This window comes from Clostridium sp. CTA-19 (assembly GCF_054767855.1).
In genome coordinates, this window is sequence record NZ_BAAABH010000010.1 from 1 (window position 1) to 16,105 (window position 16,105).

13 protein-coding genes are annotated in these 16,105 nt (G+C 26.3%); 3 read left to right on the top strand and 10 right to left on the bottom strand.

Features of this window, described 5'->3' with window-relative positions:
* Positions 1-387: 387 nt before the first annotated feature.
* Complete coding sequence (locus tag ACYUE0_RS07205) at positions 388-1,389, bottom strand: CotS family spore coat protein (RefSeq protein WP_061994070.1); 1,002 nt, start codon at positions 1,387-1,389, stop codon at positions 388-390.
* A gap of 223 nt (positions 1,390-1,612) precedes the next feature.
* Between ACYUE0_RS07205 and ACYUE0_RS07210 the strand changes: the two genes are divergently transcribed.
* Positions 1,613-2,737: a glycosyltransferase family 4 protein gene (locus ACYUE0_RS07210; RefSeq protein ID WP_460270026.1), complete on the top strand. Its 1,125-nt coding sequence runs from the start codon at positions 1,613-1,615 to the stop codon at positions 2,735-2,737.
* Between the two features lie 74 nt (positions 2,738-2,811).
* Here the strand turns inward: ACYUE0_RS07210 and ACYUE0_RS07215 are convergent, their stop codons facing one another.
* From ACYUE0_RS07215 to ACYUE0_RS07225, 3 genes are all read right to left on the bottom strand, one after another.
* The gene (locus ACYUE0_RS07215) at positions 2,812-3,825 is read right to left on the bottom strand and encodes a CotS family spore coat protein (protein WP_460270027.1); all 1,014 of its coding nucleotides are present in this window, start codon (positions 3,823-3,825) and stop codon (positions 2,812-2,814) included.
* A 92-nt stretch (positions 3,826-3,917) separates the two neighbouring features.
* Positions 3,918-4,682, bottom strand: coding sequence for a hypothetical protein (locus ACYUE0_RS07220; protein ID WP_460270028.1), 765 nt, complete (start codon positions 4,680-4,682; stop codon positions 3,918-3,920).
* Positions 4,683-4,714: 32 nt separating this feature from the next.
* Entirely contained in the window at positions 4,715-5,716 is a 1,002-nt protein-coding gene (locus tag ACYUE0_RS07225; protein ID WP_061994066.1) for a CotS family spore coat protein, read from the bottom strand.
* Between the two features lie 331 nt (positions 5,717-6,047).
* Between ACYUE0_RS07225 and ACYUE0_RS07230 the strand changes: the two genes are divergently transcribed.
* Positions 6,048-7,172 (top strand): glycosyltransferase family 4 protein, encoded by a 1,125-nt coding sequence (locus ACYUE0_RS07230; protein WP_199869289.1) that lies wholly within the window; start codon positions 6,048-6,050, stop codon positions 7,170-7,172.
* Between the two features lie 219 nt (positions 7,173-7,391).
* Here ACYUE0_RS07230 and ACYUE0_RS07235 read toward each other — a convergent pair whose 3' ends face one another.
* From ACYUE0_RS07235 to ACYUE0_RS07255, 5 genes are all read right to left on the bottom strand, one after another.
* Positions 7,392-8,306: a GNAT family N-acetyltransferase gene (locus ACYUE0_RS07235; RefSeq protein ID WP_460270029.1), complete on the bottom strand. Its 915-nt coding sequence runs from the start codon at positions 8,304-8,306 to the stop codon at positions 7,392-7,394.
* 92 nt (positions 8,307-8,398) lie between these two features.
* Complete coding sequence (locus tag ACYUE0_RS07240) at positions 8,399-9,151, bottom strand: YdcF family protein (protein WP_460270030.1); 753 nt, start codon at positions 9,149-9,151, stop codon at positions 8,399-8,401.
* Between the two features lie 196 nt (positions 9,152-9,347).
* The gene (locus ACYUE0_RS07245; protein WP_460270031.1) at positions 9,348-10,415 is read right to left on the bottom strand and encodes a mannose-1-phosphate guanylyltransferase; all 1,068 of its coding nucleotides are present in this window, start codon (positions 10,413-10,415) and stop codon (positions 9,348-9,350) included.
* 164 nt (positions 10,416-10,579) lie between these two features.
* On the bottom strand, positions 10,580-11,689 hold the full coding sequence (locus ACYUE0_RS07250; protein ID WP_199869285.1) for a M20/M25/M40 family metallo-hydrolase: 1,110 nt from the start codon (positions 11,687-11,689) through the stop codon (positions 10,580-10,582).
* 206 nt (positions 11,690-11,895) lie between these two features.
* Positions 11,896-13,455 (bottom strand): AbgT family transporter, encoded by a 1,560-nt coding sequence (locus ACYUE0_RS07255; protein ID WP_460270032.1) that lies wholly within the window; start codon positions 13,453-13,455, stop codon positions 11,896-11,898.
* A gap of 487 nt (positions 13,456-13,942) precedes the next feature.
* Between ACYUE0_RS07255 and ACYUE0_RS07260 the strand changes: the two genes are divergently transcribed.
* Positions 13,943-14,161: a hypothetical protein gene (locus tag ACYUE0_RS07260; RefSeq protein ID WP_460270033.1), complete on the top strand. Its 219-nt coding sequence runs from the start codon at positions 13,943-13,945 to the stop codon at positions 14,159-14,161.
* Positions 14,162-14,263: 102 nt separating this feature from the next.
* On the opposite strand, the gene ACYUE0_RS07265 is transcribed toward ACYUE0_RS07260, so the two are convergent.
* Positions 14,264-15,979 (bottom strand): phospho-sugar mutase, encoded by a 1,716-nt coding sequence (locus ACYUE0_RS07265; protein WP_460270034.1) that lies wholly within the window; start codon positions 15,977-15,979, stop codon positions 14,264-14,266.
* Positions 15,980-16,105 lie beyond the last annotated feature (126 nt).

The window sequence follows — 16,105 nt, forward strand, 5'->3', positions numbered from 1 at the left end:
GCAGTGTTTCAATATTTATAGCTGATCTTCCCATAATAAAATCCTTTCTATACAATATTATATTTAAAAATTTACGTATATTAAGTATTTGTAGAAAGATTTTTATTATTCAGTATAATTTTAGCTATCAACTTGGAACCCTATATAAGGTTCCAATTTGACTTTTAAAATTACTCCTTCCAAAACTTGAATACCCAAAATAGTAAGACATGCTCCGAATCACTTAGAATTCAATACTGTATCTCGTATAAAAATACTTCAAGGTCATTGAATGAATCTAAATTGGAGCTTGTTTCCCTATATATATGTATTGTTTTAAACAAATAAAGAGTCGAAAAACTAAGTTTTTCAACTCCTTTATTATTCAAAATATAAATTTAATAATAGCTATAAATTATAAAGCTCTTTGAATTCTTCAATAAATTTTTTGAATTTTTCTTGCTCCTCTATAAGCTCTTCAATCTTCTTATTAAAAGTACTTTGAATCCAATTAACTTCGTTATAATAATACCTATTGGATAGACGCCAAAAACGTTGAGGAAATAATAAAAAAGCATATATAACCTTATATTCTTCCTCTTGTATTTTACTTTCTGAATTATATGCATCTATTATAAGCTTGGCAATATTTAAATCCCAGTCTCTTCTTTTTAATACTTTCATTAAAAAATTTGCTATATCATAGGCCCTAACTTCTCTCTTGCAATAATCAAAGTCAATAACATTAATATTATTTTCATTATCTATAATAATGTTATGATAAGTATAATCATGGTGGCAAAAACTTTTTTCTTCTTCTGCCCTTTTACATATTTCAAAATAATTAGAGCTATTAAGGACTTCCAATGCTTCTTTTCCAAGTTCTTTATAATAGTCTACACTTTTTATATAATTCATATCAAAATCACGTTTATGAGTCTTTTTTCTTCTTACCATCTCCCTCATCCTATCAAAAGATTTTATTCTTTTTTCCATAAGATGTGGCCATCTTCCCAAATCTGTTTTTAATTTGCTATTCTCAGGTGGTTCATATCCTTTTGATGCACTATGAAGCCTTGCTAAGCTTTTACTAGCTATAACTAAGTCTTCATCATTTTTAAAATCACACTCTCTTCCATCTATCCATTGGGATAAGGTATAAATATCTTCATTTACTAATGCATACGGGTTTTCATCTTTGTTTAAATAATACCTATCTATGTTATGAAATCCATTTTTATATAGGTGCTCTTTAGCACCGTATACAAATAAAAGCTTTTGAGTGCCATAATTTATTTTTTTTAAGCATCTCGTTCCACTATCTGTTTTCAAGCAGTATACGCCTTTACTTGGTTTTATGCTTTCAATTTTCAAGTCAAATTGGCGCTCTATTTCAAATTCTCTCATCATTTTTAACACCTCCCATATAATTTATATGTTTAATAACAGATAAATAGAATTGCTTAATTTTAGCTAAATATTATATAAGCATTTTTTATTGATAATTAAGCCCTTTTAATTATTAAATTAAAATTTAATAATTATAATACTATTTATTAACATATTTTAATATAAATAGTTAATATACTTTAATTAGAAGAATTCACATACTGATTTATTAAGGAGTTTTATTATGAAAATTGGAATAGATGCAAGAGCTGCAAAATGGTATAGAGGCACAGGAATTGGTACCTATACCTATCAGTTAATAAATTCATTAAATAACATAGATGGTTTAAATAAGTACTTACTTTTTATTAACTGCAATTATAATAATGATATAAAATTTAAAGATAACTTTATTTTGAAAACCATAGCCGACAAAGAAAATTCTCCGTTCTGGGACCAAGTGAATATTCCTAATTCCATTTCAAATACGAACCTTGATATATATCACGTTCCTCAAAATGGTGTAGGATTACCTATTCAAAAGAATTGTCCCTTTGTTATAACATTACATGATACAATTCCTCTTCATATGCCTGAAACTGTAGGTGATAGATACTTATCTATATTTAATAGCAATATGAAATGGATTGTAGACAACAGCGATGGCATAATAACTGTATCAAATTTTTCAAAAGAAGATATAGCTAGAGATTTTAATTATCCTAAAGATAAAATTTTTGTTACACATCTTGCTAGCGAAAGTATTTACAAACCACTTAATAAAACTATTTGCAAAAGCATTATTAGTAAACATTACAATTTACCTTCAAACTATATATTATATGTAGGTGGGTTTAGCCCTAGAAAAAATATAGTAGGACTTATAAAGGCATACAGTAAATTACCAAACAATATTAAAGAAAAACATAAGTTAGTCATTGCAGGTAGTAAGGGCAAATCTTATTCTATCTACAAGAAATGTACTTATGATTATAATGTTGAAAATAACGTTATATTTCCAGGTTTTATATCTATGAATCACATGCCTTATCTTTATAATTGTTCTAGTTTATTTGTATATCCATCCTTTTATGAAGGTTTTGGACTACCTCCAATCGAAGCTATGGCTTGTGGCATACCAGTAATTTCTTCTAATGTGACATCTATGCCTGAAATCATAGAAGATGCTGCCCTATTTTTCACACCTGAAGACATTGATGAATTATCTAGTAAGATTGAAGAGGCACTTTGTGATGAAAATATAAGAAATTCTTTAATTATAAAGGGATTTAAAAAATCTAGTTCTCTATCTTGGAACAATGCAGGTAAAAAAACTTTATACGCTTACAATAAAATAATTCATGGTTAACAAATTTAAAAATTTCATAATAAAAAAGGTATCTCAATTTGATAATTTATCATTTCATGAGATACCTTTTTGCATTATAAATTATAATAATTTTTAAACTCTTTCAAAAAATCTTCACGTTCTTCTTTATATCTAACTTTTCTTTTTAATCTTAAAGTAAAAGTCTCTTCCTCCCACATCTTTTTTCTTTTATAATAATCTTTAACTATACTATAAAAATCTTGTGGAAACACTAACATTCCATATAATATTTGAAAATCTATTTCTTCTAAATTATAAAATTTGTTATATTCACTTATTAAAAACCTTGCTTTTTTAAAATTAAATGCAAAATTTTTCAAAACCTTATTTATTAAGTTACATAAATCATGCACTCTTAAATCAATTACTGAGTAATCAAAATCAATAAAATAAATTTCATTATCTTTTATCATCATATTGTGATACACCAAATCATTATGACATAACACAATCTTATCTTCCCAACTACATGCTTTTAAATACTGATATTCATTTAAAAGTTTAATACTTTCATCCATACGTTTCAAATTATAATCTACATTTTCTAGAAATATTTTATCAAATTCACTTTTTTTCTCATATTTACTTACTAAAGATTTAAATATTTTGATTTCTTCTTTTTTTATTGTAAGATTTCCAATCAAAGTTCCAGGATTATATCTATATCCATTATTATCATATCTAAATCCTTCTGAAGCATTGTGCATTTTTGCTAAACCCTCAGCTATCATTTTTAACTCTATTGGATTATTAAATTCACATTCTCTTCCTTCAATCAAATTCATAACAATATAGTACTTATTATTATGTTTTGTATAATAATTACCATAAATATTTTTTTCATATTCTATAACATTTAAAAACTTATTTTTCTTTAAGTATTCCATAGCTTTACTTATAAAATCTAAGTGTTTTATATCATAATTTATTTGTTTTAAAATTTTATTTCCTTTATCAGTAAATAAAATAAGCACTTTTCTTATTGGTATAACATCATATACTTTATAATCATATTTTTTAATAACCTCATCATATAAAGTGTATTCTTCGCTGTCACCCCTAACCATAAGACAACTCACCCCACTTTTTTAAAGCTGTAATTCAAATTTTATATTTTTTCAATTATAGTTTTAATTGAATCTTAAGTTTAAATCTAAAGCTATATCAAAGTTTCTCCATCTTCATCTAAAGATTTATTCATTTTTCTTATATAATCTTCATCATTCCAATTTCTTTTATTTTTTCTATACTTATCATAAGTCCTCATAAATTCATGGGGATAAGACATCATAGCTAATATAAATTTTTCACTATCTTCCCCTAATCCTTCTGACTTACAAAAATGTTTTATATGCTCTTCCCACTTCAAATTTGCACCTTTTCTTTTTAATTTACTTAAAAGAAAATATCCATCCATTTCTACCATATTATAAGATATATCATAAAAGTTAACTATTTCTATACTCTTATTTTGTTGTAAATTATCAAAGCCAACATCAGTTAAACATATTTCTACATTTTCCATACTTCGAGCTATTAACTCCATGTAATTATTTTCGTATATGTGATCAATGCATTTCTGCGCTCTTTGTAAATTGTCATCTCCATTTTTTTGTAAAAATTCTTCAAACACACCATCAGGACCATCTCTTTTTATTTTATCCATATGTTTATTCAGTCTTTTTATTTGAACCTTATACTCTTCAACAGCCTTACAGGTATCATTGTTTATTCTATATTTCAAATAACCATTAAACCCACAAGCTTTTTTATGAAATTCATTTATAATTTCAATTTGATTGAACACTCTTTCATCTAAACCTCTTTTACTTAAAGACTCATTATCTTTTAAAATAAAATCTATTTTCCTTACACCCTTTTCTTTTAAATATTCTTGAAAATTATCATAAAAAAATCTTCTCATTACTTAAAATACCTCCAATCCCAGTTATCCTTTTATAACTTATATTCTTTAAAAATATCTATAAATTCTTGTTTCTCATTTCTATCACTTATATATAGATTTAATTTTTTTAAGAAAAATTCTTCACCCCATGATTGTTTTTCCCAATAATATTGAATTCCTCGTTGCCAATAATCTTGAGGAAATTCCATAAAAGATGCCATTATAAAAATATCATCTTGATTTAATTTATGACTTTCCATATAAGCATAGAGTACCTCCTGTGCATTACATATATCCCATCTACTATATTTCATTCTTCTTATAAGCAAACTGCTTAAATCATGAAGATATGAGTCCAAAATGCAATAGTCAAAATCTATAATATTTATTCCATTTTGATTCACTAATACATTATGATGGGCATAGTCATGATGACAAAACCCCTGTGATTTCACATGGTTTTGCATAGTTTCCATATATTTAGAATTAAATAAATCATTTATACTTTTTTCACATCGGTCCAACTCTTCATCCATTATAGATAAATAAAGCTTATCAAAGTCGCTCTTTTCAGCCTTACTATCTATTCTTCTTTTAAAATCTAATATCTCATTTTTTCGTATCTTATATGTTTCTATCCACCTAAACCACCCTACCCTAGGATTCATATTAGGTTTAATTATAAAACCTTCACTTTTATTATGAAGCTCTCCTAACTTTCTAGCAGCATTTTTTACATCAATAACATTATTGTAATTACACTCTCTTACGCTTATCCATTTAGTTAAATATCCATAATTATTGTTAAACTTTATATAATCACTACCTTTAGTAGTTTTTATAATCTCTGGTATATGTTCAAACTTACTATTTTGAAGATGCTTTATAGCACCTAATATAAACATAAAATGTTCAAAATCGTATTTTATAATTTTTAGACAATATATATCTTCATCAGTTTCTATTCTATAAACGTTTTTATTTTTTTCTACATTTAATACATTAAGATTATATTGTAATTTTATAAATTCCTCTATATTGGGGTTATTCAAAAGTATCCCTCCCTAAATTCCTTATATATGTAATATATGAATTTTTATGTTAATATGTGTTTTATTTTTCTAATTTGTAACATATATTTTCCATTGTTCTAATATAGTAATATATACTTTTATATTTTTTTAAACATCCCTAAAAATTATAAACATAAGAGAATTTATATGTTTGCTATTAGGTTATATATTTTAATAATATTTAAATTAATTAATTTATATAACCTAAATTCTATTGATTTCTTAGTCTTATATTAACTTTTAACATATTTGCACTATATTTTAGTTTACTTTTTGATTTAACAAGAACTATTTTAAGGGGGATATTTTTATGAAAATTGGGATTGATGCACGTGGTATCAATTGGTATAACGGTACTGGTATAGGTACTTATACTGAAAATGTTTTAAAAAACTTAATTAATATAGATAAAGATAATTATTATCACATTTATTGGTCAATGGATAAATATGAATGCTATCAAAAACCTAATACTAAAATCATATCAACATCTCGAAAACACCATAGATTTTTTCAAGATTATTTTTTCCCTTATGATTTAAAAAATCAAAATATAGACCTATACCATGTTCCCCAAAACGGTATAGGCCTTAGCAGTTCTATCAATTGCAAAAAAATCGTTACTATACATGATTTAATTCCATATATAATGCCAGAAACTGTAGGCAAAGGCTATCTTTTAAAATTTTTAAAAGAAATGCCTAATATAATAGATAATTCTCAAGGAATAATCACAGTATCAGAATTTAGCAAAAGAGATATATTGAAATTTTTTCCTATAGATGAAAATAAAATATTTGTAACACCATTGGCTGCTGATGCCAAATACAAGCCCCTAGATAAAACCATTTGTAAAGATCTATTAAAGAAAAAATATAATATTTCTAAAAAATTTTTATTATATTTAGGTGGTTTCAGTGAACGAAAGAATGTTAAATCATTAATAACTTCTTTTAGCAAAATATGCAATAACTTAGATGATGAGTATAATTTAGTTATTGTAGGTTCATATAAAGATGAATCTCAATATCTAATAAAATTAATGAATAGCTTAAATATGAATGATAAAATAATATTTACTGGTTTTGTACCAGATGAAGATTTACCTATTTTTTATAACGGCTGTGAAATATTTGTTTATCCTTCGCTATATGAAGGTTTTGGGCTTCCGCCACTTGAAGCTATGAATTGTAAAACACCTGTTATAACTTCTAATTTAACTTCAATTCCAGAAGTAGTTGGTGACGGAGGGATTTTAATTGACCCTTATAACTCTGATAAACTCGGTGATGCTATGGGAAATTTGCTTAGCAATGAAACTTTAAGAAATTATTATGCCGAAAAAGGGTTTGAAAGAGCTCAAAACTTTTCATGGGGAAATACAGCTAAAAATACATTAAATGTTTATAAAACTGTTTATGAGACAATTGTTTAAATTAAAAAACTAAAAGTGTATGAACAAAAGTTCATACACTTTTAATTTGAGCACATTTAATAAATTAATAGATTAAATTACCTAATAATTTTTTTCATATGCCTTAACGAATTAGTATTCAAAATATATTCCAAGTTTTTATGCCTATATAGATTTTAAATATTTAAAATCCTAAAAATAATATATTGTTACTTAATACTTTATAACCTATCATAAAAATCAAAACTTCATATTTTTTACGTACCATTTTGAAAAAATATATTCTTCTTCAAAACCTATATTCTTATAAAGTTCAAATGCAACATTATTTGAACTTATAACTAATAACCTCATTGTTAATATGTTTTTATCTATAAAACCATCTATACATTTATATATTACCTGTCTTCCAATGCCACGTCCTCTATGCTCCTCTAAAACACCTATATTATCTATCCAACCAACATTATCAACTTCTGCTAACATATATATTCCTATTGGGAAATTTTTTTCATATATTAAACCTAAGAATTTTTCATTTTCTCTATAAATCTCCAAAAATTCTCTAGCATCCTCTTTTGTTATAGTAGCTGCATTAATAGTGTCTTTAAATGCTTTATTATACAATTCAACAAAAATGTCCAAAGTTTTTAGTTCTAACTTTTCTAATTTTATATTACTATCATTAAAATGTTTATGTTTTTTTATAACATTATATCTCATAACAATAGCATCATATTTCTTTATAAATCCATATTTAATAAAAAATTCCTCTATTTCAAACATTTCAGACCTAATACCTAGCGAAATTTCTGTTGCTTTTACTTTTTTACAAATATTAATGGCTTCATTCAATAAAATTTTAAATTGTTTTTCATATTTTTTTATAAGTTCAAAATTAAAATAAGTTTCAGTTATATATCCAACTCCACAAATTCTAATCTCTTTTGTTATTACACCAATAACTGCTACTATATTTTCATCATCTACTATAGTTAAAATTTGATTACCAAACTGAAATACATCACTTTCAAAAAAATCTGTCATTTCATTAAAAGTTTTAGTATAATTCTTATCACATTGAAGAATTAAATTATATAAATTTTCTTTCAAATCTCTTGATAATTCATTGAATTTTTTTATCTTAGCAGTCATCAATACTCCCTTTGTTTAAATATTTTTATAATATTATATATTTATATTATAACATGAAATTTACCATAAAAAAGTAAAATATTTTTTTATTTTTATTTATCAAAAACTATAGATTTTCCAAAAGCAAAAAATTCTCTTGCATACATAACCGGAACTAAATACCATCTAGTCCTACTAGTATATAATCTAGTATTTTTATATTTATTTCGATTCGCTAGCATTTTGCTCCTTGCACCATGAAAATCTGTTGTTACAATTGTAACATCCTTTTCTCCTATTTCTGTACCAGTTATATTTTCTATTACACCCCTAGAGTAATTAAAATTTTCATAAGTATTTGTAGACTTATTCTCCATAACAATCCTATTATTATCAATTCCTTTAGATACTAAGTACCTTTTCATACCTTCTGCTTCGCTAATATTTTCTTTAGAGCCTTTTCCACCAGACACTACTATTATGCCTTGAAAATTGGTTTTATCTATATAATCAAGTGTAGCATCTAATCTATCCTTTAATGTAGTACTCAACGTTTCTCCTTTAATACCTGCTCCTAATACAATTACATAATCACAAGACTCTATGCTTTTTTTGGGATATAGAATTATATATGCCTCTGTTATGATAAATATTAAAATACAAATAGCTACAACAGTTTTTATAATCTTGTGTGTTTTATTTTTTATACTATAAGAAAATATTTTTTCTCTAAACCTTCCATATAGCATAAGAACTATACCTATAACTAAATAAAAACCACTAAAAGTGATGTACCCCAAAATTGTATTTATGCACAAAAAATATCCTATACATAAAACACCTAAAACAAACAATATTTTTTTCATTCCCCCTCCTAATTAACCTAATTAATTCCATTATATATCTATTATACTTGATTTATATAAGTTTATATATTTTAATTTCAGCTTATATTTTATCAAATAAAATTTTTTTACTTCTCAACCTTCACTGTAAATTTTTATAATAAAAAACACTACCAATTAAATAATTGATAGCATTTTTTATAGATAGCACATTATATTATAAAAATTCTTTTAACCCTTCCTGCCCTTTAATAGAATTTAATAAATATTTCATTTCTTGATCCTTCGACTTATCCATCACAAGTATAACATCCCCAGCATCTACAATAACCAAATCTTTTAGTCCAAAGCCAATAATTAGTTTATCTTTGCCAAATATTGAACAGTTCTCACTTTCATCTAAAAATGATGGTCCTGATATATTGTTACCTTTATTTTGTTTTAAAAATCTAGTTAATGCATTGAAACTTCCTATATCATCCCAAACAAAACCGCATTTTATAACATATGCCTTTCTAGTTTTTTGCATAATTCCAAAATCAACAGATATCCCATCAATCTTTTGATACTGTTCACTTATAACTTCTTCTTCATCTTCCTCTCCAATACTTTGATATATTTTATTTATACACTCATACATCTTAGGGAGATATCTTTGCATCTCCCTCAAATATATATCAGCTCTCCATACAAACATTCCACTATTCCATAAATAGGTCCCTTTCAAGAGAAAGTCTTTAGCCACTTCAGAATTTGGTTTTTCTGTAAATCGTTCCACTCTAAATGTTGGTATAGCAGCTACAACTGGTCTTCCCATTTCTATATATCCATATCCAGTTTCTGGTCTAGTAGGATTCACCCCTATTGTTACAAGCCCTCTTTTTTTATCTGCTATTTCTATTGCTTGATTTATAGTTTCGGCAAACTGCTTTTCACCTTCAATATAGTGATCAGATGGTAACACTACCATAACAGCTTCTTTATCTTTTTTTAGAAGCTTTGCAGCAGACAAACCTATACAAGTAGCAGTCTCTTTATTCTCAGGCTCCATAAATATATTTTCCTTATTTATTTCAGGCAACTCCTCATATATTTTATCTATATACTCTTTATTAGTAACAACAAAGATATTTTCTTTATCGATTATTGGCTTAATCCTATCAACAGTATTTCTAAGAAAACTTTTATTGTTTACAGTTTTTAAAAACTGTTTTGGATTATCTGATCTTGATAAGGGATATAATCTTGTTCCTTTTCCACCTGCTAAGATTAATGCATATAACAAAATATCACCTTTATTTATTGCTTAATTCTATTTTATGTAAATCTTATTTTTTTTGTGATAGTCTTCTGCATAATTTTTGTTAATTAATTTATTTTTTTGTTAATATATAAAAAAAGCATGCACTAGATATACTTCAAAGTATACCTAGACATGCTTAATTTCAATTATACTGTTTTAATTATTTCAAGAACTAATTTAGATGCACTAACTAAATCTTTAATATGAAGATGTTCTTCTAATGTATGTGCTTTTCTTTCACCAATTCCTAAGTTAACTGCTTTTAAACCATTAGCATTTAAAACGTTAGTATCGCTTCCACCACCTGTTCCTTGTAACACCATTGGTAAGTTAAGATTCTTACATGCAGTTTTAGCTATTTCAACTACATTTTCATTTTCTGAAACATTAAATGGTTGATACATTCTAGTAGCTTTAAATTCAATTTCAGCTCCAAACTTCTTACCTGCATCTTCAAAACATTTACGCATATGGCTTGTTTGAGCATCTAATTTTTCTTTATTTAAACTTCTAGCTTCTGCCTTTATTTCAACTATTGGAGATACTATATTATTGGGTCCATCTGCTACTATTTTTCCTATATTCGCAGTTGTCTCTTCGTCTATTCTTAGAAGTTTCATATTACTTATAGCATCTGCTGCAACTTGTATTGCGCTTACGCCCTCTTCTGGACATACTCCTGCGTGAGCTGGAGTTCCTTTTACAGTTACTGTAATTGCATCTTGTGCTGGTCCTTTAACTATTATTTGTCCTGGTTCTCCACCACTATCAAGTACAAATGCAATTTTTGAATCTAACTTAGAGTAATCTAAATTTTTAGAACCAAATAATCCACCTTCTTCAAATATAGAAAATACTATCTCTAATGGTCCATGTTCTATATTGTTTTCTTTTATAACTCTTAAAGCTTCAACTATTGCAGCTATTCCAGCTTTATTATCTCCACCTAATATTGTTGTTCCATCACTATATATAACATCATCCTTTATTATTGGTTTAATTCCATTACCAGGAGACACTGTATCCATATGACAACTAAATAATATAGGTTGTACTTTTTTTGTTCCACTTAATTTAGCTATAACATTTCCTGCATTAGATCCAACTTTAGACCCTGCATCATCCATCTCAACTTCTAACCCCAAATTTTTTAACTCATTTAGTATAAAATTTGCAAACTCTTTTTCATTTTTAGTTTCACTATCAATTTGAACATATTTTAAGAACTCGTTTAATATTCTTTCTTTATTTACCATGTCACCCTCCTATTTTATGTAATTTATTTACTTTCATTACAATTATTATTTATTTTAAATTATATTAATAACAAAGTAAACGTGTTTTGTACAAATCATTAAATTTTTTTCATTTTTTAATAAATCGATTCATTTAAAGTAAAAATAAGTACCAAAGTTTTTAATACTTTAGCACCTATTTTCATTATATAAAAATTTAAATAGCTCTATATTGGAAAATGTAATGGTGCTCCTGGTCCTAGTGGTAGTCCTAATGCAAACCATACCATAAGTAACATAGTCCATCCTACTAAGAAAATCATTGAATATGGTAACATTGTTGATATTATAGTACCAATTCCAGAATCCTCATCATAAGTTTGTGCTACTGTTACTATAAGTGCAAAGTAACTCATAAGTGGAGATATGATATTTGTTGTTGAATCCCCTATTCTATATGCAACCTGTGTTAATTCTGGCGATAATCCTACTTGCATGAACAATGGTACAAATATCGGTGCCATTATAGCCCATTTAGCTGATGCAGAACCCATAAATAAGTTTATAAATCCTGTAACTAATATAAAGGCCACTATTAATGGTATTCCAGTAAAGTTCATAGCTTTTAACCCAGCTGCTCCTTTTACTGCAATTATTGTTCCAAGTTGAGTATAGTTAAAGTATGCTATAAATTGTGCTGCAACAAAGGCTAGTACTAAATATCCACCCATACCTGCCATTGCTTTACTCATAGCTGACACTACTTGTTTATCATCTTTTATTGTTCCTGCTCCAATTCCATAAGCTACTGCTGGAATTAAGAAATACATCATTATTACAAAAACTATTCCATTCATAAATGGAGAGTGTTCGATAACTGAACCTGTTTCAGGATGCCTTAAAATAGCTCCCTTTGGTGCCACTAGTAATATAGTTCCTATTAGTAATACTAGTAATGATAATCCAGCAAATTTCATTCCTCTTTTTTCTTCTTTGCTTATTTTATCTAATTTTAATTCATCCATAGAACCTTTATATTCACCAAGTCTCGGCTCTACTAATTTTTCAGTTATCAACGTACCTAAAATAGTTATTAAAAATGTAGATATAAACATGAAATAAAGATTTGACATAGGATTAACATAATATGCTGAATCAGCCATTCTAGCAGCTTCCGTACTTAATCCTGCTAATAATGGGTCTATAGTTCCAATAACTAAATTTGCACTAAATCCTCCAGATACTCCTGCAAAGGCAGCTGCAATACCTGCCATTGGATGTCTTTTAAAACTAGCAAATATTAATGCTCCTAATGGTATCAACACTATATAACCTGCATCTGATGCAATGTTTGACATTATACCAGCAAAAACAACTACTGCTGTTATTAAGCTCTTTGGAGTTGATAAAACTAATTTTCTTATTAACGTTGATATAAGTCCTGTACCCTCTGCAACTCCAACACCTAACATAGCAACTAAAACTGTTCCTAGTGGCGCAAAACTTGTAAAATTCTTCACTGCATTTTCAAATATATATCTTATGCCATCTGGTGTTAATAAACTTACAACTGAAACTACTGAATCTGTAACTTCTTTAGTTTCTTTGTCAATTTTTGTAAAATTAACAGCAACACCCATCTTATAACATATATGTGATACAACCATAACTATAAGACATAAGATAAAAAATATTGTCACTGGATGTGGAAGAGCATTTCCAACTCTTTCTACTCCATCCAAGAATCTTTGAAACAAACTTTTTCTTTTCTCGACTTTAGCCTCCATAAGTTCTCCCCCTAAATTTATTCTGTTTTTGAAAATTTTGTCCTTAAATTAATTATTTGGAAAAATTTTTAGACAATTTGAATGTTAGCATATGAATTTGTTTCAGTCAATTAAATTTATACTATAAAATTTTCTGAATATACATATTTTGTTCATTTTTATTAACTTTTATATGTATATCGCTATTTTCCTATATTTTTTATATTTTATTATTTTTTTAATTTATATTGTTCATTTTCTATATTGCAATTTATTTTTAAGTTTTATTCTTTTGTCTGCTTTTTTAATTTGATTAATCTTATTAATTTTCTGTTAATATTTAATTAATTTTTTTTAAATATTTAATTAAATACTTCTTATGTTTCTGATAATCTTCTTATTAAATTTAATTTTTTTTAAAAATATATTTTTTAATGAATATTTTCTATTGAAATTACTAATTCTATATTTGTGAAAGATTTTAATTTTAAATAAGGAGGTGTTAATTTTGTATATGTATGAAATTGATAGTCCTTTAAATAGTAATGATTTAAAACATCCATCTAACTTAGTAGAAAATGAGCCTAATAGTAATTCTAAATCTGTACTTAATTCAAAATTTGATTTAGATTATAAAAGAACTGTAGATTTTACTAATGCAAATGGTGAAGATATTACACATTTTAAACACAATGTGGTAAAAACAGGTTCTTATGACTCTCAATAATTTTTTACAATTGCCAGTGTTTATGCTCTTTACTCTGTAATCGAGCAATTTATCTTATAAAATACCTCTAGCCCTCATTATATATAATGAGGGCTATAATTTTTAATTAATTATTTTATTAATTATTTTTTCAAGCTCATTAATTTTATCTATACAGTCCTTTTCTGATGCTCCCGTTGTGGATAAGTAAAATTTAATTTTAGGCTCAGTACCAGAAGGTCTAACTACAATCCAGGAACCATCTTTTAATATAAATTTTAAAACTTTAGCTTTAGGTAAATTTAATTTTTCACATGTTTTGTCTTCTATAACTTCCCTTTTGCCACTTTCATAATTTTCTAACATTTTTACTTCCATATTATTTTCTTTAACTATATAATAAAATTCATCTTTAAAATTCTTTATTATAGACTCTATCTTTTCTTTCCCTTTTATCCCCTTAAATTCAAAGGATAATAATTTTTCTTTATTGTACCCATATTTTTCATATATGCTTTTCAGCTGCTGATGTAATGTTAATCCTTTAAGTTTATAATACAGTGTCATTTCACAAATAATTGATAATGCAATAACAGCATCTTTATCTCGAACAAAATCACCCATTAAGTATCCATAACTTTCTTCAAATCCTAAAAGAAAATTTTTATCCTTATTTTCCTCTATCAATTCCCCAATATATTTAAAACCTGTAAGCACTTCTAAAACGTCAAATTGAAAATCATTTTTAAACTTTTTCACCATATCTGTGCTTACTATAGTTTTCACTATAATAGAATTTTTTAAAAGTTTATCTTTTTCCGTTAAACTACTTAATATATAATAACTTAAAAGCACTCCAACTTCATTTCCTGTCAGAATTTTATAGTCACCTGTAAAATCTTTTGCCATAACTCCAATTCTATCGCAATCAGGATCTGTAGCTAATATTATATCTGCATTTTTTTCTTTTGCAATTTCAATTCCTAATTGAAATACTTCAGGCTGCTCTGGATTAGGATAAGGTACAGTAGGAAAATTTCCATCTGGCTCTTCTTGCTCCTTTACAATCTGAAATGTATAATTTAAATCCTTCATAAGTAACATTATAGGTTTTCTTCCCGTGCCATGTAATGGCGTATATACAATATTTAAATTTGTTCCATATTTTTTTATTATATCTTTTCTAATTAGTATACTTTTTACCTTATTTAAATACTTTAATATAAATTCGTCACCTATATGTTCTATAAGATATTCTTTTTCTAATTCGGTTTTACATAGCCCTTTTATATTTTTAAATCCTTCAACAATACTAATTTCTTTAAGTATGTTTTTAGCAATATTATCTGTAACCTGAACTCCTTTATCATCATAAACTTTATATCCATTGTATTCTTTAGGATTATGAGATGCTGTTATGACTATTCCACCATTACATTTTAATTCTCTTACTGCAAAAGATAATATAGGTGTAGGTGTCAATTCTTTAAACATATATGCTTTTATTCCATTACTAGCCAATACATTAGCTGCAAATCTAGCAAATTCTTTGGAACTATTTCTTGAATCATATGCAATAACTACAGAAATAGGATCTTTATATTTTTTTATTAGGTACTTAGAAAAACCTTCTGTAGCTTTACTTACAGTGTATTTATTTAATCTATTGGTTCCACTTCCCATTATCCCTCTAAGCCCACCAGTTCCAAACTCCAAATCTTTATGGAATCTATCTTCTATTTCATCTTCATCTATATTTATAAGCTCTTTTTTACTTAATTCGTCTATAACTTCACAACTCATCCATGAATCATATCTTCTTTTATAATCATTCTTCATTCATTTTCTCCTTTCTTACCTATACATAATCAAATAAACAATAGAATCAGTATTATCACAAATCTTTAGCCTCTTATTTCTTTTTATATGCCTTAAAAAACATGTGCTAATTTGAATTAAGTTTTT